This is a genomic window from Geodermatophilus sp. URMC 63 (genome assembly GCF_053502565.1).
On record NZ_CP199956.1, the window covers coordinates 2,185,580 to 2,205,373 of the forward strand.

24 protein-coding genes are annotated in these 19,794 nt (G+C 76.4%); 10 read left to right on the plus strand and 14 right to left on the minus strand.

Annotated elements, in window-relative coordinates:
- Window positions 1-351 carry a YidH family protein gene (locus ACWIZO_RS10555; RefSeq protein ID WP_448642411.1) on the minus strand — a complete coding sequence of 117 codons (351 nt, stop codon included), beginning with the start codon at window positions 349-351 and terminating at the stop codon, window positions 1-3.
- 137 nt (window positions 352-488) lie between these two features.
- Between ACWIZO_RS10555 and ACWIZO_RS10560 the strand changes: the two genes are divergently transcribed.
- A complete protein-coding gene (locus ACWIZO_RS10560) occupies window positions 489-884 on the plus strand; it encodes a cold-shock protein (RefSeq protein WP_446758621.1) in 396 nt (131 codons plus the stop codon).
- A 5-nt stretch (window positions 885-889) separates the two neighbouring features.
- On the opposite strand, the gene ACWIZO_RS10565 is transcribed toward ACWIZO_RS10560, so the two are convergent.
- Window positions 890-1,414: a DUF2771 family protein gene (locus tag ACWIZO_RS10565; RefSeq protein WP_448642412.1), complete on the minus strand. Its 525-nt coding sequence runs from the start codon at window positions 1,412-1,414 to the stop codon at window positions 890-892.
- Window positions 1,411-3,012, minus strand: a complete 1,602-nt coding sequence (locus ACWIZO_RS10570) for an MFS transporter (RefSeq protein ID WP_448642413.1) — start codon at window positions 3,010-3,012, stop codon at window positions 1,411-1,413. Before ACWIZO_RS10570 ends, ACWIZO_RS10565 begins: the two co-directional genes overlap by 4 nt.
- A gap of 116 nt (window positions 3,013-3,128) precedes the next feature.
- Here ACWIZO_RS10570 and ACWIZO_RS10575 point away from each other — a divergent pair, with 116 nt between their 5' ends.
- A complete protein-coding gene (locus ACWIZO_RS10575) occupies window positions 3,129-3,923 on the plus strand; it encodes a DUF3027 domain-containing protein (protein ID WP_448642414.1) in 795 nt (264 codons plus the stop codon).
- On the opposite strand, the gene ACWIZO_RS10580 is transcribed toward ACWIZO_RS10575, so the two are convergent.
- Complete coding sequence (locus tag ACWIZO_RS10580; protein WP_448642415.1) at window positions 3,920-4,135, minus strand: DUF2530 domain-containing protein; 216 nt, start codon at window positions 4,133-4,135, stop codon at window positions 3,920-3,922. The two genes, ACWIZO_RS10575 and ACWIZO_RS10580, sit on opposite strands and share 4 nt — an antisense overlap.
- A 106-nt stretch (window positions 4,136-4,241) precedes the next feature.
- On the opposite strand from ACWIZO_RS10580, the gene ACWIZO_RS10585 reads away from it, so the two are divergent.
- From ACWIZO_RS10585 to thpR, 5 genes are all read left to right on the plus strand, one after another.
- Window positions 4,242-5,792 carry an NCS2 family permease gene (locus tag ACWIZO_RS10585; protein ID WP_448642416.1) on the plus strand — a complete coding sequence of 517 codons (1,551 nt, stop codon included), beginning with the start codon at window positions 4,242-4,244 and terminating at the stop codon, window positions 5,790-5,792.
- A gap of 32 nt (window positions 5,793-5,824) precedes the next feature.
- Window positions 5,825-6,259, plus strand: a complete 435-nt coding sequence (locus ACWIZO_RS10590) for a MarR family winged helix-turn-helix transcriptional regulator (protein ID WP_448642417.1) — start codon at window positions 5,825-5,827, stop codon at window positions 6,257-6,259.
- Window positions 6,256-7,548 carry an MFS transporter gene (locus ACWIZO_RS10595; protein WP_448642418.1) on the plus strand — a complete coding sequence of 431 codons (1,293 nt, stop codon included), beginning with the start codon at window positions 6,256-6,258 and terminating at the stop codon, window positions 7,546-7,548. The genes ACWIZO_RS10590 and ACWIZO_RS10595 overlap by 4 nt, the downstream gene beginning before the upstream one ends.
- 74 nt (window positions 7,549-7,622) lie before the next feature.
- Window positions 7,623-8,042, plus strand: a complete 420-nt coding sequence (locus ACWIZO_RS10600; protein WP_448642419.1) for a hypothetical protein — start codon at window positions 7,623-7,625, stop codon at window positions 8,040-8,042.
- A gap of 29 nt (window positions 8,043-8,071) precedes the next feature.
- Window positions 8,072-8,602, plus strand: coding sequence for an RNA 2',3'-cyclic phosphodiesterase (gene thpR / locus ACWIZO_RS10605; RefSeq protein ID WP_448642420.1), 531 nt, complete (start codon window positions 8,072-8,074; stop codon window positions 8,600-8,602).
- Window positions 8,603-8,717: 115 nt separating this feature from the next.
- Here the strand turns inward: thpR and ACWIZO_RS10610 are convergent, their stop codons facing one another.
- Window positions 8,718-9,686: an aldo/keto reductase gene (locus ACWIZO_RS10610; protein WP_446758631.1), complete on the minus strand. Its 969-nt coding sequence runs from the start codon at window positions 9,684-9,686 to the stop codon at window positions 8,718-8,720.
- 28 nt (window positions 9,687-9,714) lie between these two features.
- Here ACWIZO_RS10610 and ACWIZO_RS10615 point away from each other — a divergent pair, with 28 nt between their 5' ends.
- Entirely contained in the window at window positions 9,715-10,527 is an 813-nt protein-coding gene (locus ACWIZO_RS10615) for a thioesterase family protein (RefSeq protein ID WP_448642421.1), read from the plus strand.
- On the opposite strand, the gene ACWIZO_RS10620 is transcribed toward ACWIZO_RS10615, so the two are convergent.
- The 6 genes from ACWIZO_RS10620 to ACWIZO_RS10645 form a co-directional block, all read right to left on the minus strand.
- Complete coding sequence (locus ACWIZO_RS10620) at window positions 10,524-11,081, minus strand: TetR/AcrR family transcriptional regulator (protein ID WP_446758633.1); 558 nt, start codon at window positions 11,079-11,081, stop codon at window positions 10,524-10,526. The two genes, ACWIZO_RS10615 and ACWIZO_RS10620, sit on opposite strands and share 4 nt — an antisense overlap.
- A 53-nt stretch (window positions 11,082-11,134) precedes the next feature.
- Window positions 11,135-11,911, minus strand: a complete 777-nt coding sequence (locus ACWIZO_RS10625; RefSeq protein ID WP_448642422.1) for an ABC transporter permease — start codon at window positions 11,909-11,911, stop codon at window positions 11,135-11,137.
- Window positions 11,908-12,066: a hypothetical protein gene (locus ACWIZO_RS10630; RefSeq protein ID WP_448642423.1), complete on the minus strand. Its 159-nt coding sequence runs from the start codon at window positions 12,064-12,066 to the stop codon at window positions 11,908-11,910. The genes ACWIZO_RS10625 and ACWIZO_RS10630 overlap by 4 nt, the downstream gene beginning before the upstream one ends.
- Window positions 12,066-12,629 carry an ABC transporter ATP-binding protein gene (locus ACWIZO_RS10635; RefSeq protein ID WP_448642424.1) on the minus strand — a complete coding sequence of 188 codons (564 nt, stop codon included), beginning with the start codon at window positions 12,627-12,629 and terminating at the stop codon, window positions 12,066-12,068. The genes ACWIZO_RS10630 and ACWIZO_RS10635 overlap by 1 nt, the downstream gene beginning before the upstream one ends.
- A gap of 96 nt (window positions 12,630-12,725) precedes the next feature.
- Window positions 12,726-13,760: a hypothetical protein gene (locus ACWIZO_RS10640; protein ID WP_448642425.1), complete on the minus strand. Its 1,035-nt coding sequence runs from the start codon at window positions 13,758-13,760 to the stop codon at window positions 12,726-12,728.
- The gene (locus tag ACWIZO_RS10645) at window positions 13,760-14,725 is read right to left on the minus strand and encodes an NAD(P)/FAD-dependent oxidoreductase (RefSeq protein WP_448642426.1); all 966 of its coding nucleotides are present in this window, start codon (window positions 14,723-14,725) and stop codon (window positions 13,760-13,762) included. The genes ACWIZO_RS10640 and ACWIZO_RS10645 overlap by 1 nt, the downstream gene beginning before the upstream one ends.
- A 50-nt stretch (window positions 14,726-14,775) precedes the next feature.
- Here ACWIZO_RS10645 and ACWIZO_RS10650 point away from each other — a divergent pair, with 50 nt between their 5' ends.
- Window positions 14,776-15,585 carry a TrmH family RNA methyltransferase gene (locus ACWIZO_RS10650; RefSeq protein WP_448642427.1) on the plus strand — a complete coding sequence of 270 codons (810 nt, stop codon included), beginning with the start codon at window positions 14,776-14,778 and terminating at the stop codon, window positions 15,583-15,585.
- Between the two features lie 85 nt (window positions 15,586-15,670).
- On the opposite strand, the gene ACWIZO_RS10655 is transcribed toward ACWIZO_RS10650, so the two are convergent.
- Together ACWIZO_RS10655 and sepH are read right to left on the minus strand one after the other, a co-directional pair.
- Window positions 15,671-16,147: a general stress protein gene (locus ACWIZO_RS10655; RefSeq protein ID WP_448642428.1), complete on the minus strand. Its 477-nt coding sequence runs from the start codon at window positions 16,145-16,147 to the stop codon at window positions 15,671-15,673.
- A gap of 104 nt (window positions 16,148-16,251) precedes the next feature.
- A complete protein-coding gene (gene sepH, locus ACWIZO_RS10660; RefSeq protein WP_448642429.1) occupies window positions 16,252-17,109 on the minus strand; it encodes a septation protein SepH in 858 nt (285 codons plus the stop codon).
- Between the two features lie 186 nt (window positions 17,110-17,295).
- Here sepH and ACWIZO_RS10665 point away from each other — a divergent pair, with 186 nt between their 5' ends.
- Window positions 17,296-18,549 carry an osmoprotectant NAGGN system M42 family peptidase gene (locus tag ACWIZO_RS10665; RefSeq protein WP_448642430.1) on the plus strand — a complete coding sequence of 418 codons (1,254 nt, stop codon included), beginning with the start codon at window positions 17,296-17,298 and terminating at the stop codon, window positions 18,547-18,549.
- Between the two features lie 60 nt (window positions 18,550-18,609).
- Here ACWIZO_RS10665 and serC read toward each other — a convergent pair whose 3' ends face one another.
- Window positions 18,610-19,725 (minus strand): phosphoserine transaminase, encoded by a 1,116-nt coding sequence (gene serC / locus ACWIZO_RS10670; protein WP_448642431.1) that lies wholly within the window; start codon window positions 19,723-19,725, stop codon window positions 18,610-18,612.
- Window positions 19,726-19,794: the final 69 nt, after the last annotated feature.

The following is a 19,794-nucleotide window of genomic DNA, read 5'->3' on the forward strand; positions in this document are numbered from 1 at the left end:
TCACCGGCCGGTCACGTCGAGGACGAGCAGCACGGCCACCAGCAGCACGACCACGGTGAGCGCCGCCACCAGCCCGGTCACCGTCCGGGCGGCGGGCAGCGGCCGGTCGGCGGCGATCGCCCGCTCGTTGCGCCGCCACCGGGCGTGACCGGCCAGCGCGGTCCCCAGGCCGGTCGCCACGAGCGCCAGGCCCACCGCGCCGCCGCCCCAGGGGACGCCCAGCCGCGGCACGTAGGAGGCCACCGCCACCCCGCCGGCGACCAGCGCCAGGCCGGTGCGCAGCCAGGCGAGCAGGGTCCGCTCGTTGGCGAGGGTGAACCGGTAGTCCGGGTGCCCGGGCCGGTCGCTCACGGGACCGATCCTCCCCGAAAGCGCTCCACCGGGATCCCGGCGGTGACTAACCTGGGCCCGGACAGCGGCCGAGGCTGCCGCACCCGTCCCCTGGCCCAGCGCCGGGGCCACCCACGGACGACGACTGAGGGATCAACGTGCCCAGCGGCAAGGTCAAGTGGTTCAACCCCGAGAAGGGCTTCGGCTTCCTCTCGCGCGAGGACGGCCCCGACGTCTTCGTGCACAAGGACGCCCTGCCGTCGGGCACCACCGAGCTCAAGCCGGGTCAGCGGGTGGAGTTCGGCATCGTGGCCGGCCGCCGCGGTGACCAGGCGCTGCAGGTGCGCGTCCTGGACCCGCTGCCGTCGGTGGCGGCCAAGGTCGCCGCGCAGCACCGCAAGAAGCCCGACGAGCTGGTCCCCATCATCGAGGACCTCATCCGGCTGCTGGACGACGTCTCGAACACGCTGCACCGGGGCCGGCACCCCGACCGCGCCGAGTCGCGCAAGGTCGCGGCGGTGCTGCGGGCGGTGGCGGCCGACCTCGAGGCCTGAGGGGCTCAGCCGGCCGGGGTGACCGGGGCCGGTGACGGGGCCGGCGTCGGTGTCGGGGTCGGTGTCGGGCCGAGGTCGCCGCCGGCCCGCAGGAAGCCGATCGGCCAGGCGCCGGAGAGCACGCAGTCGTCGTGCTCGTCCTCGACCACCACCAGGTAGAAGGCCGGCGGGACGACGTCGGAGCTGTTGATCCCGTCGAACCGGGCCTGCCCGTCCTCGACGTCGACCTCGCCGAGCCGCTCCTCGAGCCCCTGGTCGTAGACCTGCACGCCCCAGCCGTTGTCGGCGACCTCCTGCGGCACGGTGAGGACGATCGCGGTGTCGGGGGAGACCTCGACCACCGGGGGCTCGACCTCGTAGCGCTGGCCCTCGCCGTCGCCGCAGTACTGGGTGGGCCGGGCGGCGACCTCCTGCGGCCCGGCCGTCACCGTCACCTCCGGCGGCCCGGACGACGCGGCCGACCCGCCGCAGCCGGCCAGCGCCGCCGTCAGCACGCCGGCCAGCAGGGCGCCGGTGCGCCTCGTCCTCACGGCCGGCCCTCCGGGACGGTGGGCGGGTCGGCCACGCGCACGGCGTCGGGCACGGTCGGGGCCGCCGGGTCGACCGGCGCCCAGCGCCGCCGGCGGGGCGTCCAGAGCGCGAGGCCGACGGCGAGCACGAGCAGCGCGGCGGCGACGGTGAAGCCCAGCCAGCCGACCGGCGGCAGCGTGATGCCGAGAGCCCCGCCGACGACCCAGGCCAGCTGCAGCGCCGTCTCGGAGCGGGCGAACGCCGACGCGCGCAGCCCCTCGGGCACCTCGCGCTGGATGATGGCGTCGAGGGCCACCTTGCCCAGCGCGTTGGCGACCGCCGCGACACCGGCGACCGCGGCCGCCGTCGCCAGGCCGAAGAACACCGCCGCCAGCACGGTGACCGCCGCGGCGGCCCCGGCCGACCAGACGACCACCCGGTCGGGATCGGCGGCGTGCAGCCGCGAGCCGATGCCGGTGCCCAGGATGCTGCCGGCCCCCGCCGCCCCGGCGATCGCGCCGAGGGCCAGCGTGGCCTCCCAGCCGTCGGCGACGGTGGCCTGCACGAGGAACGCCGAGAAGATCGTCAGGAACCCGCCGAGCCCGCGCAGGGCCGCGTTGGCCCGCAGCGCCAGGACGACGTGCGGGTCGACCAGGCGGCGCCGGCGGCCCGACCGCGGCAGCGGGACCGTGCCGAGCACGTCGGCCGGCAGCTCGCCGGTGGGGACGTCGACGTGCCGGGGGAGCCGGACGGCCATGACCCCGGTGGCGGCGAAGACGGCGGCGGTGACCCACAGCAGGGGCCCGAACCCGGCCAGCGCGGCCAGCCCGGCGCCGACGCCGCCGGCGACCGCCGCGGTGACCAGCCCGAACACCGACAGGCGGGCGTTGGCGGAGGTCAGCGACATGGCACGCGGCAGCACCCGCGGGACCACCGCGGCGCGCAGCACGGTGTGCGCCTTGGACAGCACGAGGACGCCGAGCGCGGCCGGGTAGAGGACGACGTCGCCGACATGGGCGGCCATCACCAGCGCCAGGGCCGCCCGGCCGAGCGAGGCGGCGGCCAGCGCCCACCGCCGGCCGCGCTGCAGCCGGTCGAGCAGCGGGCCGAGGACCGGCGCCAGCACCGCGAACGGCGCCATCGTGACCAGCAGGTAGAGCGCCACGTTGCCGCGCTGGGCGTCGGTGGTGGCGGTGAAGAACAGGGTGCCGGCCAGGGAGACGGCGATCATCGCGTCCCCGGCCATGTGCAGGGCGTTGACCCACAGCAGGTGGGTCAGGCCGCTCTCCGCGGCCCCGTCGGCCCGGCCGGCCGCCCGCACGCGGGCGACGGCGGCGCCGGTGAGCTCGCGGGTGCGCGCGACGGCGACCCGGGTGACCGTCGTCCTGGGCGCCGGGTGCGCGGGCGGCTCCTGGTGCGGCGGGTGCGGCGGCGGGGCCGGGGGAGCCGCGGCCATCGGCCGGGTGCCGGGCCCCGGCTCGGCGGTGGGCAGCTCCAGCGGGGTGGTGTCCACACGGTCGGGGGAGACGTGGTCGGGGGAGAGGCGGTCCGACGGCGCCGGCGCGGGGCGGCGGCGCAGCACTCCCCGGGAGGGCCCGGGCGGACGCGAGGACGGCACGGGCCCCATGGTGCCGCACCTCCCTGAGCAGGGGCCGGGACCGCGACGGGGGTCACGGAGGCGGTGGGGGACCCCGGGACCTCGGCACGGGAGCGGGCATCGGCGACAATGGCGGCGTGCACCCCGACCCCGCCGACCGCGACGTGCTGACCGCGGCGGTCGACCTGGCCCGCGCAGCGGCCGAGGAGACCGCCGGTGACCCCGCCCTCGTCGGCGAGCACCTGGGCGCCACCCCCGAGCCCCTCGGCGACCCCGCCGAGGGCGTGCCGGCCGGCGCGCTCGGCCAGGTCCTCACCCACTCCTTCGCCAGCCGCCAGCCCGGCTACGTCGGGTGGCACTGGGCGGTCACCCTCGCCCGCGTCCCGGACGCCGACGAGGTCACCGTCGACGAGGTCGTGCTGCTGCCCGGCGACGCCGCGCTGCTGGCCCCGGCCTGGGTGCCCTGGCACGAGCGGCTGCGCCCCGGCGACCTGTCCGTCGGCGACGTCCTGCCCGCCACCGAGGACGACCCCCGCCTGGTGCCGTCCTACACCGCCGCCGACGACGCCGCGGCCGACCCGGAGGTGCAGGCGCTGGCCACCGAGCTCGGGCTGGGCCGCGAGCGGGTGATGTCACGCGAGGGGCGCAGCACCGCGGCCGCGCGCTGGCTGGCCGGTGAGTTCGGCCCGCGCGCGCCGATGGCCCGCCAGGCGCCCGGCCCGTGCGGCGCGTGCGGCTTCTTCCTGCCGCTGGCCGGCTCGCTGCGCGGCCTGCTCGGCGCCTGCGGCAACGAGTACTCCCCGGCGGACGGCCGCGTCGTCGCCGTCGACTACGGCTGCGGCGCGCACAGCCAGGCGACCCTCGCCGTCGGCGAGCCCGCCGAGGTCGTGACGTCGGCCCGCTACGACACCGCGGACTTCGACGTCCTCTAGCGGCCGCCCTCCTTCTGCCAGCGCATCAGGGCCAGTCCCAGCACGGCGAGGACGATCCCGGCCACGCAGGTCCAGGTCCACGTCCGGTCCACCCGGTCCCCGAGCAGCAGCAGGACGACGAGCGCGACGGCCCACAGCCCGGTCCCGACGAGCACGACGCGGACGGTGTCGACGCGCAGCGGTGGAGGGGCCGGCTTGGCGGGGGCGGGCACGGACCGACCCTATGCGCCCGGGCCGGTGACGCGCGCAGGGCCACGACCGGCGTGTGGCACGCTGTCGCCGCTCACCGCCCGGCAGCCGAGGTCAGCAGGAGCCCCCATGCCCGAGAAGTCCCGCCCCTCCGGTGGCGCCGGCGCGGCCGGTGGCGTCCGCGCGGCCGGCCGCACCGGCGACACCCCCGCCGACGTCACGGCCGGGTCGCCGCGTCCCCGTCGCAGCGAGGGCCCGAGGATCAGGCCGCGCAACGGCCTGGACCGGTACTTCTCCATCAGCGCGCGGCGCAGCACCGTCGGCCGCGAGGTGCGCGGCGGGGTGACCACCTTCTTCACGATGGCCTACATCGTGGTGCTCAACCCGATCATCCTGTCCGGCGCGGACATCACCGGGGCGAGCCTGCCCTTCGGCGCCGTCGCCGCGGTCACCGCGCTGGTCGCCGGGGCCCTGACCATCCTCATGGGGGTCGTCGGCCGCTACCCGTTCGCGCTGGCCACGGGCCTGGGCATCAACGCCATCGTCGCCGTCTTCGCCGCGACCCAGCTGGCCTGGCCGGAGGTCATGGGCCTGATCGTGCTCGAGGGCCTGCTGATCACCGTGCTGGTGCTCACCGGGTTCCGGCGGGCGGTGTTCGAGGCCATCCCCCCGCAGCTGAAGACGGCGATCGCGGTCGGCATCGGCTTCTTCCTCACGATCATCGGCCTGGCCGACGCCGGCGTCATCCGCCCCGGGAACCCGCTGATCACCTTCGGCGTGGGTGGCCAGCTGGCCGGGTGGCCGCTGCTGGTCTTCGTCGTCGGGCTGCTGCTGACCGCCGTCCTCGTCGTCCGCCGGGTGCGGGGGGCGCTGCTCATCGGCATCGTCGTCTCGACCGTGCTGGCGATCGTGGTGGAGGCGATCGCCTCGGTCGGGCCGCGCACCGGCGCCGACGGCACCGAGGTCGACCCGCGCGGGTGGGCGCTGCAGGTGCCCGGCCTGCCCGGCGACGTCGTCAGCGCCCCGGACCTCTCGCTGGTCGGGAGGTTCTCGCTCTTCGGCGGGTTCGAGCGGATCGGCGTCGTGGCCGCGCTGCTGATCGTCTTCTCCATCATGATCGCCGACTTCTTCGACACGGTGGGCACGGTCACCGCCGTCGGCGCCGAGGGCGACCTGCTCGACGAGCGCCGCAACCTGCCCGGCTCCCAGCCGGTGCTGCTGGTCGACTCGGTGGCCGCCGCCGCGGGTGGCGCGGCGAGCGTCTCGTCGAGCACGACCTACATCGAGAGCGCGGCCGGCGTGGCCGACGGCGCCCGCACCGGCCTGGCCAGCGTCGTCACCGGTGTGCTGTTCCTGCTGGCGATGTTCTTCACCCCGCTGGTGCAGATCGTGCCCTCGGAGGCGGCGGCGCCGGCGCTGGTGGTGGTCGGCGCGCTGATGATCAGCCAGATCCGCACCCTCGAGTGGGACGACATGTCCCTCGTCATCCCGGCGTTCCTCACCATCGCGCTCATGCCGTTCACCTACTCGATCACCAACGGCATCGGCGCCGGCGTGGTCAGCTACGTCCTGCTGCGGACGGCGGTCGGCCGCCGGCGCGAGGTGCACCCGCTGATGTGGGTGATCGCGGTCGCCTTCGTCGTCTACTTCGCCCTGGACCCGCTCCAGCAGCTGTTCTGAGCCCGGCTAAGGGTCGCGGTAGGGTCGGGGCCGTGACCCGGTCCACGCTGGACTCAGCGGCGCTCGCCCACGACCTGCGCCTGGCCGTCATGCGGTTCAGCCGGAGGCTGCGCAACCAGCGGGTCGACACCACGGTCACCCTCACCCACCTGGCCGCGCTCTCGACGCTGCAGCGGCACGGCGCGATGAGCCCGGGGGAGCTCGCGGCCCACGAACGGGTGCAGCCGCCGTCGATGACCCGCGTCGTCATCGCGCTCGAGCGGATGGGCCTGGTCACGCGCGACCCGCACCCGACCGACGGCCGTCAGGTGGTCATCGCCCTGACGCCGGCCGCGGAGAGCCTGCTCAGAGAGGAGGCGCGGGCCCGCGAGGCCTGGCTGTCGGGGCAGCTGCACCGGCTGCGCCCCGAGCAGCGGGCGACCCTGCGGGAGGCCGCGGCGATCATGGAGGAACTCGTCGGTGGGTGACCCCGACGGCCGCTGAGACCACCCCCGGGACGAGTCCCGGCACGACCGCGCCCGCGCCGTCCGCCGGCCGGGGGTCCTTCCGCTCGCTGCGGGTGCACAACTTCCGGCTCTACGCCTCGGCCAACCTGGTCAGCCTGACCGGCACGTGGATGCAGCGCATCGGCCAGGACTGGCTGGTGCTGCAGCTCTCCGGTGACAGCGGCGTGGCCATCGGCCTGGTCACCGCGCTGCAGTTCGGCCCGACCCTGCTGCTGAGCATGTACGGCGGGGTGCTCGCCGACCGCTACGACAAGCGGCGCGTCCTCGTCGTCACCCAGGTGCTCATGGGCCTGCTCGCCCTGCTCCTCGGCACCCTGGTGGCCACCGGCGCCATCGCGCTGTGGCACGTGTTCGTCCTGGCCGGGGCCCTGGGGTCGGTCACCGCGATCGACGCGCCGGTGCGCCAGGCCTTCGTCTCGGAGATGGTCGGCGGCGACCTGCTCGCCAACGCCGTCGGGCTGAACTCGACGATCTTCAACGGCGCCCGGCTGGTCGGCCCGTCGCTGGCCGGGCTGCTCATCGGCGCCTCCGGCGGCGACACCGCGCCGGCCTTCTTCGTCAACGCGGCGAGCTTCGTCGTCACCATCGGGGCGCTGTCGCTCATGCGGCCGGGGGAGCTGCGGCGCAGCGCGCCGGTGGCGCGCGGCCGCGGCCAGCTGCGGGCGGGACTGGCCTACACCTGGTCGCACCCGGACCTGGTGCTGGCGATGGTGCTGGCCTTCGTCATCGGCACCTTCGGGTTCAACTACCAGGTCACCATCGCGCTCATGGCCCGCGAGCTCTTCCACCTGGGCGCCGAGGCCTTCGGGCTGCTGTCGACGACGTTCGCGGTCGGCTCGCTCACCGGCGCGTTCCTGTCCACCCGGCGCAGCGTCCGGCCGCGGCAGCGCTTCCTCGTCGGGTCCGCCGTCGTCTTCGGGCTGCTGACCGTCGCCTGCGGGCTGGCGCCCGGGTACGCGGCCTTCGCCGTCCTGCTGGTCCCCGCCGGCGCGGCCGCGCTGGTGTTCAGCGTGGCCAACAACAGCTTCGTGCAGCTGGGCGCCGACCCGCAGATGCGCGGGCGGGTGATGGCGCTGTACTTCATGTGCTTCATGGGCGGCACGCCGCTCGGGGCGCCGCTCATCGGCTGGGTGTCCGAGCACCTCGGGGCGCCGTGGGGCCTCATCCTCGGCGGGCTGGTCGTGGTGGTGGCCGGCCTGGGCGCCGGGCTGGTCCTGGCCCGCCGTCGCCGCGCGCCGGTGGCGGCCTGAGCAGGCCACCTGGCGGGCGGCGACCGCCCGACGTACCGTCGCGGCCACCGTCCCCCATGGCTCGACGGAGCGCCATGACCGAGGCCCTGCTGTCCCTCGCCGCCGTCACCGGCATGCTGGTCGGCAGCTTCGCCGCGCTCGGCGCGGCCTTCAAGCTGTTCTCCGGCCAGCTGCGGCTGGACCTGCGCGCCCGCCGCACCGCCCGCCGCCGGGCGCTGGGCCTCGAGCAGCCGCCCGCGCCGGTGCACCGCCCGGTGGAGCGGGTCGCCGCCGACCTGCGCCGGCTGGCCCGCCAGGTCGACCGGGTGCCGGCCGGCTCCCCGGCGCAGCGCCGGCGCGGCTTCCAGGCGGCCTACGACGACGTGCTCACCGAGGCGGCCGGGCAGTTCGACGTCCCGCACGCGCTGGCCACCCTGCCGCCGGGGCTGGCCCGCGACGTCGAACGGCTGCGGCTGGAGACCGCGCTGGCCGAGGCCGGCCTCGTGGTGCGCTGAGCGGGCCCGCGGCACCGCTGCGGCTGTTCGTGTCCGTGGCGCCCCCCGCGCCGGCGCGGGCGCACCTCGCCGCGGCCCTCGCCCCGCTGCGGGACGCCCCGGGCGCGCCGCGCTGGGGCGACCCCGCCCGCTGGCACCTGACCCTGCTGTTCCTCGGTGCCGCCCCGCCGGCCCGGCTGTCCGACCTCACCGCCGCCGTCGGGGCCGCGGTCGCCGGCACGCCCGCGGCGACGCTGCGGCTGGCCGGCGCCGGCCGGTTCGGGCCTCGGCGCCGGCCCGCCGTCTGCTGGGCCGGCCTCGACGGCGACGTCGCCGTCCTGACCGCGCTGGCGGGCCGGCTGGCCGCCGCCGCCCGCGGACTCGGCCTGCCGGTCGAGGACCGCCCGTTCCGCCCGCACCTGACGGTGGGCCGCTGGCTCCCGCGCCGGCCCGCCGACGGCGACCTGCCCGACCGGCTGGCCGGCTACCGCGGGCCGGACTGGCCGCTCACCGGGGTCGCGCTGGTGCGCAGCACCGCCGGCCGGCACGAGACCCTCACGACGTGGTCACTCACGGAGTGAGTCGCACCGAGGAGTGGGGGCCGGAGGCCTCCGCGAGCGAGGGGCGGGGTGGGCTCAGCGCAGGTCGGGAGGGCACCTGGCCGCGGTGTCGCCCGGTAGGGCGACGATGTGGTCGTCACCACGCGTACTCCTCGGGCGCGGTGCGGTAGCCGGGGAAGACCTCGTCGAGGCGGTCGAGCTGGGCCTGCTCGAGCCGCACGTCCAGGGCCCGCAGCGAGCCCTCGAACTGCTCCACGGTGCGCGGGCCGACGATCGGCGCGGTGACGCCCGGCCGGTGCAGCAGCCAGGCGAGGCCCACGTCGGCCGGGGCCAGGCCCCACTCGCGGCAGGCGTCCTCGTAGGCCTGCAGGGCCGGGCGGTGCCGCTCGATGCGCTCCCGGTTGCGCTCGGCGTGCCGCCGGTCGCCCTCCTGGTCGCCCAGGACGCCGGCCAGCAGGCCCTGGGCCAGCGGGCTCCACGGGATGACCCCGATGCCGTAGTGCCGGGCGGCCGGCAGCACCTCGAGCTCCACGTGCCGGGTGAGCAGGTTGTAGTGCGACTGCTCGCTGACCAGCCCGAGGAACCGGCGGCGGGCGGCGGCCTCGTTGGCCGCGGCGAGCTGCCAGGCCGCGTGGTTCGACGACCCGACGTAGAGCACCTTGCCCTGGGCGACGAGCGTCTCGCAGGCCTGCCAGATCTCGTCCCACGGAGTGGCGAGGTCGACGTGGTGGAACTGGTAGAGGTCGATCCAGTCGGTCTGCATCCGGCGCAGCGACGCCTCGGCCGAGCGCACGAGGTTGCGGGCGGACAGGAACGTGTCGTTGGGCCAGTCGGACATGCCGCCGTAGACCTTGGTGGCCAGCACCGTGCGCTCGCGGCGGCCCCCGCCCTGGGCGAACCAGGTGCCGAGCACCTCCTCGGTGCGCCCCCTGCCGGCCTCGAAGCCGTAGACGTTGGCGGTGTCGAAGAAGTTGACGCCCGCGGCGTGCGCCCGGTCCATGACCGCGTGCGCCTCGGGCTCCTCCGTCCGCCACCCGAAGTTCATCGTGCCGAGGCAGAGCCGGGAGACCGACAGGCCGCTGCGTCCGAGGTGCGTGTACTCCACGTCCAGTCACCCTGGCACCCTGTCGGCCGTGCCGCAGACCGACGCCGAGCTCTCCGCCTTCGACCGGGCCACCGCCGTCTCCCGCACCGAGGGCGGCGGGTTCCGCGCCGAGCTGGACCCGGGCTGGGACGTCGGCGGCGCGGTGCTCAACGGGGGCTACCTGCTCGGGGTCGTCGCGCGTGCGGCGCTGCTCGACAGCCCGCACCCGCACCCGGTGGCGCTCTCGGCGAGCTACCTGCGGGCCACGCCCGGCGGGCCGGCCGACCTCACCGTGACCCCCGGGCCGGCCGGGCGCACCCTCGCGCACGCCTCGGTCCTGCTGGCCGGCGCGGCCGGCCCCTCGCTCGCCGTCCAGGTGACGACGGCGACCCTCGGCAGCGCCCCCGCCGACTACTCGGTCAACCCGGTGCCGACGCTGCCCGGGCCCGACGAGTGCGTGGCCACGCGGACCAGCGAGGGCGGCCCCGCGGTCGGGCTGGCCCGGCAGATCGACACCCGGCTGGACCCGGCGACGGCCGGCTGGGTGGTCGGCCGCCCGTCGGACCGGCGGGTGCTGCGGGCCTGGATCCGGCTGGCCGACGGCCGCGAGCCCGACCCGCTGGCGCTGCTGCTGTTCGCCGACGCGCTGCCCCCGACCGCCTTCGCCGTGGGGAAGCCCGGCTGGGCGCCCACCGTGCAGCTGCAGGTGCTCGTGCGCGCGCTGCCGGCGCCGGGCTGGTGCCTGGTCGAGTCGCGCTCGACGGAGGTGACCGGCGGCTGGTCGGACGAGGAGTGCCGGATCTGGGACTCCGCCGGCCGGCTGGTCGCGCAGGCCCGCCAGCTGGCCCGGGTGGCGCGCTAACGGCTCCCGGGCAGGACGACGTCGCCGGTGAGGTAGCGCTGCACGGTGGGCCCGAGCGCCGCGACCAGCTCGGCCGGCGGCGCGGAGGCGATGGGCTCCAGCCGCAGCACGTAGCGGGTCATGACCACGCCGATGAGCTGGGAGGCCACCAGGGCGCCGCGGGCCTGCGCCTCGGCCGGCGGCAGGTCCAGCGTGCCGACCACCCGCCGCAGCACCTGGGAGACGAGGAACTCGCGCAGCAGCCGCGCCGTCCACTCGTTGCCCACCGCCGAGCGGACCAGCGCGAGGCCGGCCGGGCGCACCGGGCCGTCCCACACCCGCAGGAGCAGCCGGACGACGTTCTCCCCGAGCTGCTCCCGGCCGCCGGCCAGCGCCTCCGACAGGAACTCCGCGGGGTCGGCCGGCGCCTCGATCGCGGCGAGGAACAGCTTGTCCTTGGTGCCGAAGTAGTGGTGCACCAGGGCCGGGTCGACACCCGCCGCGGTGGCGATGGCCCGGATGGTGGCCCCGTCGAAGCCGCGCTCGGCGAAGGCGGTGCGGGCCGCGGCCAGCACCGCCTCGCGGGTGTCGGGGTTGCCGGGCCGCCGTCCCGGGCGCCGTGCTGCCGTCAGCTGGTCCTCCTCCGCAGGGTCGCCGCCGCCAGGGCGAGGGCGAGGACGGCCGCGCCGGCCACGATGCCGACGTCGGCCCACATCGTGCCCGTCTCGGCGGCCGACCGCCCGACCTCCCGCAGGGCCTCCACGGCGTAGGTCGGCGGCAGCACGTCGCTGATCGCCTGCAGCCAGCCGGCCATCTGCCCGCGGGGCACCAGCAGCCCGCACAGGAAGAACTGCGGCAGCACGACCACCGGCATGAACTGCACCGCCTGGAACTCGCTGCGGGCGAAGGCGCTGGCCAGCAGCCCGAGCGCCACCCCCAGGACGGCGTCGACGACGGCGATGAGCACGACCAGCCACACCGACCCGGCGATCTGCAGGTCGTAGACCGTCGTCGCCACGGTCACCGTCACGACGGCCTGCACCGCCGCGGCCACCCCGAACGCGGCGCCGTAGCCGAGCAGCAGGTCCAGCCGGGACAGCGGCGTGGTGAGCAGCCGCTCGAGCGTGCCGGAGGTGCGCTCGCGCAGCATCGCGATGCTGGTCACCAGGAACATCACCACGAACGGGAAGACCCCCAGCATCGTCAGCCCGACCCGGTCGAAGACACCGGGCTGCCCGGGCGGGGTCGGCACGTCCTCCCAGACCAGGTACAGCAGGCCCAGCAGCAGGCTGGGCAGCAGCACCATCATCGCGATGGTGCGGCGGTCGTGCCGCAGCTGGCGCAACACCCGCGCGGTGGTCGCCGTGGTCAGCCGGGGGCTCAGGACGGCGGTCGGAGCGCTCATGCCGCCACCTCCTGCTGGGCCCGCACCAGGCGGAGGAAGGACTCCTCGAGGTCGTCGGTGCCCGACTCGGCGCGCAGCCGCGCGGGCGTGGAGTCGGCCAGCAGGCGGCCCTCCCGCAGCAGCAGCAACCGGTCGCAGCGGCCGGCCTCGTCCATCACGTGGCTGGAGACGACCAGGGTGAGCCGGTCGCGGCGAGGGCGTGGAACCGCTCCCACAGCTCGACCCGCAGCACCGGGTCCAGGCCGACGGTGGGCTCGTCGAGGACCAGCAGCTCGGGCTCGCCCACCAGCGCGCAGGCCAGGGACGCCCGGCCGCGCTGGCCGCCGGAGAGGTCGGCGACCAGCTGCCCGGCGGCGTCGGTCAGGCCGACGGCGGCCAGCGCGTCGTCGGCCGCGCGGGCGTCGCGCCCGTACAGCGCGGCGAAGTGCCGGGCGTTCTCCCGCACGGTGAGGTCGGGGTAGACGCTGGGCGCCTGGGTCACGTATCCGACCCGGCTGCGCAGGCCGGGGCTGCCGGCCGGCTCGCCGAGCACGGTGACCGTGCCGGAGCGGATCCGCTGCACGCCGACCAGGGCGCGCAGCAGCGTGGTCTTCCCGCTGCCGCTGGGGCCGAGCAGGCCGGTGACCCGGCCCGCGGGCACGGCGCAGGACAGCCCGGGGAGCACTCGTCGGCGCCCGCGGTCGACGACCAGGTCGGTGACGGTGACGGCGTCGGTCATGACGACCTCCCGGAGACGGAACTCAACGCCTGATGAACTCAACGCTAGATGAGTTCTTGTGGGCAGGTCAACACCCCCGGCCGTGCCGGGAGGAGGTCAGCGCGCGCGGCGGCGGGCGGCGGCGTCGAGGAGCGCGATGAGCAGCGCGGGGACCACGCACCACAGGCCGAGGACGACGAGGGCGCGGGCCACGCCGTCGCCCTCGAAGTAGGTGACCCCGCGCAGCGCCCGGACGGCGACGCCCGGCGGCAGGATCCCGGCCAGCGGCTCCAGCCACCCCGGCAGGTACTCGGCCGGGAGGTTGCCGGTGCTGGTCGCGTTGCCGAGGATCAGCAGCCCCACCGAGGTGACGAAGGTGCCGGCCGCGCCCAGCAGCCGCAGGACCAGCGCCGCCGTCGCGGCCACCGAGAGGGCCAGCAGCGCGACCAGGCCGGCCACGGTCCAGAACCCGGCCGGCACCGATGCGAAGGCGACCTCGCCGAGCAGCGAGGCGCTGATCCCGGAGGCGCCGGCGAACAGCAGCGCGCTGAGCGTCCGTTTGCCCAGTCCGAGCTGCGGCGCGGCCTGGTAGGTGGTGATGCCGAACAGGAAGCCGCCGAGCACCACGCCGAAGGCGGTGTAGAAGATCGCCAGGCCGCGGGTGTCGCCGGCGGCCAGCGGGACCAGGTCGCGCACCTGCAGCTGCCCGCCGGCCTGCTGCGCCACCGGGCCGAACGCCTGGGTGAGCGTCTGGGTCACGCCCTGGCCGTGCGCGCCGGCCACGAGCAGCTGCGGCGCCTGGCCGCCGAGGACGAGCGCGCCGTGGACGTCGGTGCGCCGGACGGCCTCCTCCGCCTCCGCGGCGCCGGCCAGCGGGACGACGGTGAACGCGCCCGGCTGCGCCCGGTCGAGCGCGTCGCGGACCTGCTGCACCTGCGGCCCGGGCGCGGCGACGCCGACGGCCAGCCCGTGCGGCTCGGGCGTGGAGAAGGCGACGAGGAACACCGCGACGAAGGCCGTGCCGACGGCGACGGCGATGAACGCCGGCAGCAGGATGGTGCGCAGCCCGGCCTTCGGCCGCGAGCCGTCGGACCGCTCGGTCTCGGCCGCCTCGTCCGGCGGGCCCGGGGGAGGCGCGAGGCCACCGGGCATCAGCGGCTCCCCGGCCGCGCGCCGAGCCGTGCGGCCAGTGCCGTGCCGAGCAGGTGGCCGGAGGTCCAGGCGCTCTCCACCTTCGACGGCGCCCGCCACCCGTCGCCGCACACCCCGATGCCCCCGGCCAGGGCGAAGGGCTCCTCGCGCGGCTCCGCCGGCCGGGCGTAGGTCCAGCGGTGCACGTGCGTCCAGGCCGGCGGGACGTCGACGCCGAGCACCCGCCGCACCGCCGCGGCCACGACCGGAGCCGCGGTGTCGGGGTCCTGGAGGTGCGCGGCGGCCGTCGCGCCGGTGGTGTGCGCGACGAGGACGGGCGCGCCGTCGCCACGCCGGTCGCCGTCGTCGGCGATCCACTCGACCACCGGGTCGTCGTGCACGAACGCGCCGTGCAGGTCGGCCGGCCACCGGCGCTCGTCCCAGCCGAGGACGACCGCCAGGCTGGGCTGCCACTCCCGCTCGCCGAGCAGCCGCCCGGCGAGGTCGCCGGGCAGCAGGCGGCGCGCCTGCGGGTCGGGGAGGGCCAGGACGGCGGCGGGCACCTCCTCGCCGTCGACGCGGGGACCGGGCTCCACCCGCTCGACGGCGTGCTCCTGCGTCAGGTCCAGGCCGGTGGCGAGGTCGGCGACCAGCGAGCGGAGACCGCCGGGGGCGGCGTAGCGCACCGGCCCGCTGGTGGTGCGCTCGACGCCGTCCGGGCCGGCGACGGCGAAGGTGTCGGTCCAGGGGCGGGCCAGCCCGCGGGCCACCCAGTCCGCCACGACGCCGGCGAACGGCGAGCCGTCGGCGGCGGTCAGGTAGGAGGCGCCGGTGTCGGTGACCCGGCCGGACAGGGTGCGGGAGGCCATCCGGCCCCCGGGACGACGGCCGCGGTCGAGGACGCGCACCGCCACCCCGGCCGCGGCCAGGGTCCGGGCGCAGGCGACGCCGGCGATCCCGGCGCCGACGACAGTCGTGTTGGGCACCACTGGATCCTGCGGGCAGACCGCCGACGGCGCTCGGGGAGGATCGGGGCGTGCCCGCCGTCCCCGTCCCGATCGCCGACCCGGCCGACGAGCGCGTGGCCGACTTCCGCGACCTGCACGCCGGCGACCGGCCGGCCGGCCGGTCGCGGGGGACCGGTCCGGTGGTCGTCGAGGGCGTGCCGGCGGTGCAGCGGCTGCTCGCCTCGCCGTACCGCGTGCGGGCGGTGCTCGGCGTCCCCGGCCGGCTGGCGGAGCTGGACCTGCCCGAGGGCGTGGCCGCCTACGAGATGGACAAGTGGGCGCTGTCGGAGCTCATCGGCTTCCGGCTCACCCGCGGGGTGCTCGCGTCGGCCGACCGCCGCCCGCCGGCCGACGTCGACGCGCTGCTGGCCGGCCCCGACCCGGCCGCCCCCCGGCGGCTGGCGGTCCTCGAGGCGCTCAACGACGCGGAGAACCTCGGCTCGATCGCCCGCTCGGCGGTGGCGCTCGGGGTCGACGGGCTGCTGCTGGACCCGCGCTGCGCCGACCCGCTCTACCGGCGGGCGGTGCGGGTCTCCATGGGGCACGTGCTGGCGCTGCCCTTCGCCGTCCTGCCCGACTGGCCGGGCGGGCTGGTGCGGCTGCACGACGCCGGGTACCTCACGGTGGCGCTCACGCCAGCACCCGACGCCGTCGACCTGGCCGCGGTGGACCCGCGGGTGCACCCGCGGACCGCGGTCCTGCTGGGCGCCGAGGGGCCGGGCCTCACGCCCGAGGCGCAGGCGGCGGCGCGGGTGCGGGCCCGGATCCCCATGCGGGACGGCGTCGACTCCCTCGGGGTGGCCGCCGCCGCGGCCGTCGCCTTCGCCACCATCCGGTGAGCGAACGGCTCCTGTCGCGCTGGACGGCCCCCGTGCAGGGCCCCGCGGCGGGCGTGCGAGCCGTGGGGGCACGGGTGTCCTTCTGCTACTGGGTGCGCAGCGACCAGCGGGCGAGGATGGCGCGGGCCTCCTCGGCGCGGGTGGGGTCGCACATCACGTCGTAGCGGCTCGCGGTGATCTGCGAGGTGCTGGTGAAGTCGCGCTGCCCGCGGGTGGCGGCGTACCCCATCGCCCCGAACAGCGCCCCGAACAGCAGACCGATCAGCAGGCCGGTCAGCACCGAGCTGATCCAGCTGGTGCCGCTCGGAGCGAAGATCCCCAGCAGCAGGCCGACGAACAGACCCCACCAGGCACCGCTGGCGGCGCCCGCGGCGATCGCCCGGCCCCAGGTCAGCCGGCCGAGGACCCGCTCGACCATCTTGAGGTCCGAGCCGATGATCGTCACGTTCTCGACCGGGAACTTCTCGTCGGAGAGGTGGTCCACCGCCGCCTGCGCCTGCTGGTAGCTGTCGTAGGACCCGACCTGGACGCCGCCCAGCGGCATCGACACCGACATCGACATGTCTCGTTCTCCTCTCACGCGTGCTGCTGCCCTGTGCTGGGCGTTCGCGGGGAGGGGTACCCGGGCCGATCGGTCGGACACGTCCGGTCGGTCACACCGGGCGGTCAGTGGTTGCGGCGGACCCCGAAGACGATGTCCTCCCACGCCGGGACGCGGGCGCGCGGGTCCTCGTCCTCGCCGTCGGTCTCACCGGTGCGCAGGACGACGGTGTCGTGCTCGGAGACGTCCTCGTCGTCCGGGGCGTCGGTGCGGCGGTCGGCGGGGCCGCCGCGCGGCGGCTCGGCGGCCGGCGGGGTCCGCTCGGGGGTCCGGTCCTGGGGAGACGCGCTGCGGTGCACCGGCAGGGCCGGCCGCTCGGGCGGGACCCCGGGGACGACGCGCACCAGCCGGGTGCCCTCGGCGAAGTCACGGGTGGCGGCGTCCAGCGGGCTGACCGCGCGGGCCCCGAGGTCGTAGACCCACTGCGTGGTGCCCTCCTTGGCGCCGGCCTGCCACGCGGCGGTGACCACCCAGGTGCCGTCGTCGGAGCGGGCTGCGTCCCAGCGGACGGCGTCGAGGTCGGCGCCCAGCAGCCGCAGCCGCTCGGAGAGGAACTGCTGCAGCGGGATGCTCGGGGCGCCCTCGGAGAGCCGCACCCGCGCCTCCCGGGCCTGGTCGGCGATGCGCTCGCGCTCCTGCAGCACCGGGTGGGCGAAGCGCATGATCCGCTCGACCCGGGTGCCGGAGGCCTGGGCCACCTGCTCGGGCGTCTCGCCGGCGCGGATGCGCTGCTGGATCACCCGCGGCGACAGCGCGCTGTCGACCTCGATCTGGCCGAGCCGCCGGGTGTCGCCGCGGGCGGCGGCGCGGAGCCGGTCGTCGATCCGCAGCTCGAAGCGCTCCTCGTCGCCGTCGGCACCGTCGAGGGCGAGGACGAGGCTGCGGCCGTCCTCGGACAGGGCCACGAGGCGCAACGGGCGCACGGTGACCTCCTCGGACGCAGGGCGGCGGACGGGACGGCCCGGGGGACACCGGACCACGCGTGAGGCTATCCGCGCGCAGGGGGGCCGCGCCGCAGGTTCGCGGCGTGGCGTGCGCGGAGATCGCCGCCGCGGGGCCCGGAGCGGCACCCCCGGCCGGCCGGCGGCCCCGTCCTAGACTCGGCGTCCATGCTGACCGGTCCCCGGGACGACGCCGGCCTCGTCCGCGACGACACCCGCGACGACGTCGAGCCCAACGAGCGCTTCCTGCCCTCCCCGGTCGACGCGGGCCAGAAGCGCCTGCCCATCGACATGGACTACGTGCAGCGTGTGATGGTGGAGCTGCTCACCATCCCGAGCCCCTCGGGCCGCACCGACCACGTCATGCAGCTCATCGGCGGCGAGCTGCGCGACCTCGGCCTGGACTTCGAGGTCACCCGCCGGGGGGCGCTGATCGCCGAGCTGCCCAGCGGCGCGCCGGGCGCCGACCGGACCGTGGTCGTGCACGCCGACACGATCGGCTGCATGGTCAGCCAGCTCAAGGACAACGGCCGGCTGGCGATCGTCCCGGTGGGCACGCACAGCGCCCGCTTCGCCGAGGGCGCCCGGGTGACGGTCTTCAGCGACGACGTCTCCGGCGACTACTGGCACACCGGCACGATCCTGCCCATCAAGGCCAGCGGGCACCGCTTCGGCGACGAGGTCGACGAGCAGGGCGTGGGCTGGGACCACGTCGAGGTGCGCGTCGACGAGGTCGTGCACGACCGCGCCGACCTCGAGCGCCGGGGCATCCAGGTGGGCGACTTCGTCGCGATCGACGCGCAGCCGGTGATCACCGCCAGCGGGTTCGTCAACTCCCGGCACCTCGACGACAAGGCCGGCATCGCGGCCGCGCTGGGGGCGTTCAAGGCGATCGTCGACCACGGCGTCGAGGTGCCGGTGACCGCGCACCTGCTGGTGACCATCGCCGAGGAGGTGGGCCTGGGCGCCAGCCACGGCCTGGACGCCGACGTCGCCGAGCTGGTCTCCATCGACACCTCGGTGGTGGCGCCGGGGCAGGCGTCCTCGGAGCAGTGCGTCAACATCGCGATGCAGGACTCGACCGGGCCGTTCGACTACCACCTGACCCGGCACCTGATCGACCTGTGCCGGGTGCACGAGGTGCCGCACCGCCGCGACGTCTACAAGTACTACCGGTCCGACGCCGCCTCGGCGCTGGAGGCGGGCGCGAACACCCGCGCGGCGCTGGTCGGCTTCGGCATCGACGGCAGCCACGGCAACGAGCGGACCCACCTCGACGGCATCCGCAGCACCGCCGAGCTGATCGCGCTCTACCTGCAGACCGACCTCACGTTCCGCAGCTGGGACCGCCGCCCTACCGGTGACCTGAGCGACTTCCCCAGCCTGGCCGTCCAGCCGGCCGACGGCGAGCAGGCCCGATGAAGGGCCCCGCTGCCCCCCACGCCTCGCCGGCGCTCGCCGCGGGCCCCTGCAGTGGGGCCGTCAAAGGCGCTCGACGACGTGGTCGATGCAGGCGGTCAGCGCGCTGACGTCGTCGGGGTCGACGGCGGGGAACATGCCCACCCGCAGCTGGTTGCGGCCGAGCTTGCGGTAGGGCTCGACGTCGACGACGCCGTTGGCCCGCAACGTCGCCGCCAGCGCCGCGGCGTCGACGGAGGCGTCGAAGTCGACGGTGCCCACCACGAGGCTGCGCTGCGCCGGGTCGGTCACGAACGGCGTCGCGTACGTCGACTTCTCCGCCCACCCGTAGAGCCGGCGGGCGGAGTCGGAGCTGCGCGCCACCGCGCCGGACAGGCCGCCCAGACCGAGCATCCAGCGGACCTGGTCGGCCAGCAAGAACAGCGTCGCGACGGCGGGGGTGTTGTAGGTCTGGTCCTTCGTGGAGTTGTCGATCGCGATGGAGAGGTCGAGGAAGCCGGGGACCCACCGCCCGGAGGCCTTGATCTCGGCCACCCGCTCCAGCGCAGCGGGGCTCATCAGCGCGATCCAGAGGCCGCCGTCGGCGGCGAAGGACTTCTGCGGCGCGAAGTAGTACGCGTCGGCCTGAGCGACGTCGACCGGCAGGCCGCCGGCGCCGCTGGTCGCGTCGATCAGCACCAGCGCGTCGTCGTCGGCGTGCCGGGGGCGGACGACGGGCGCCATGACGCCGGTCGAGGTCTCGTTGTGCGCCCAGGCGTAGGCGTCGACGCCGGCCTGCCCGTGGGGCAGCGCGAGCGACCCCGGCTCGGCCCTGGCGACCACCGGCTCCTCGAGGAAGGGCGCCTCGGCCACGCCGGAGGCGAACTTGGCGGAGAACTCGCCGTAGGTGCCGTGGGCGCTGCGCCGCCGGATGAGGCCGAACGCCGCCGCGTCCCAGAACGCGGTGCTGCCACCGTTGCCGAGCACCACCTCGTAGCCCTCGGGCAGGTCGAAGAGCTGGGCCAGGCCCTCGCGCACCTGCCGGACCAGCCCCTTGACCGGCGCCTGGCGGTGGGACGTCCCCATGATCCCGGCGCCGTCGGAGGCCAGCGCCTGCAGCGCCTCGGGGCGGACCTTCGACGGGCCGCACCCGAACCGGCCGTCGGCGGGCAGGAGGTCGGCGGGGATCTGGATGGTCATGGCGCGGGAGTGCCTTCCGGTGCGGATCGTTCGGGGGAGCCGGCCGACGACGAACGGCCCGGGCCCGCG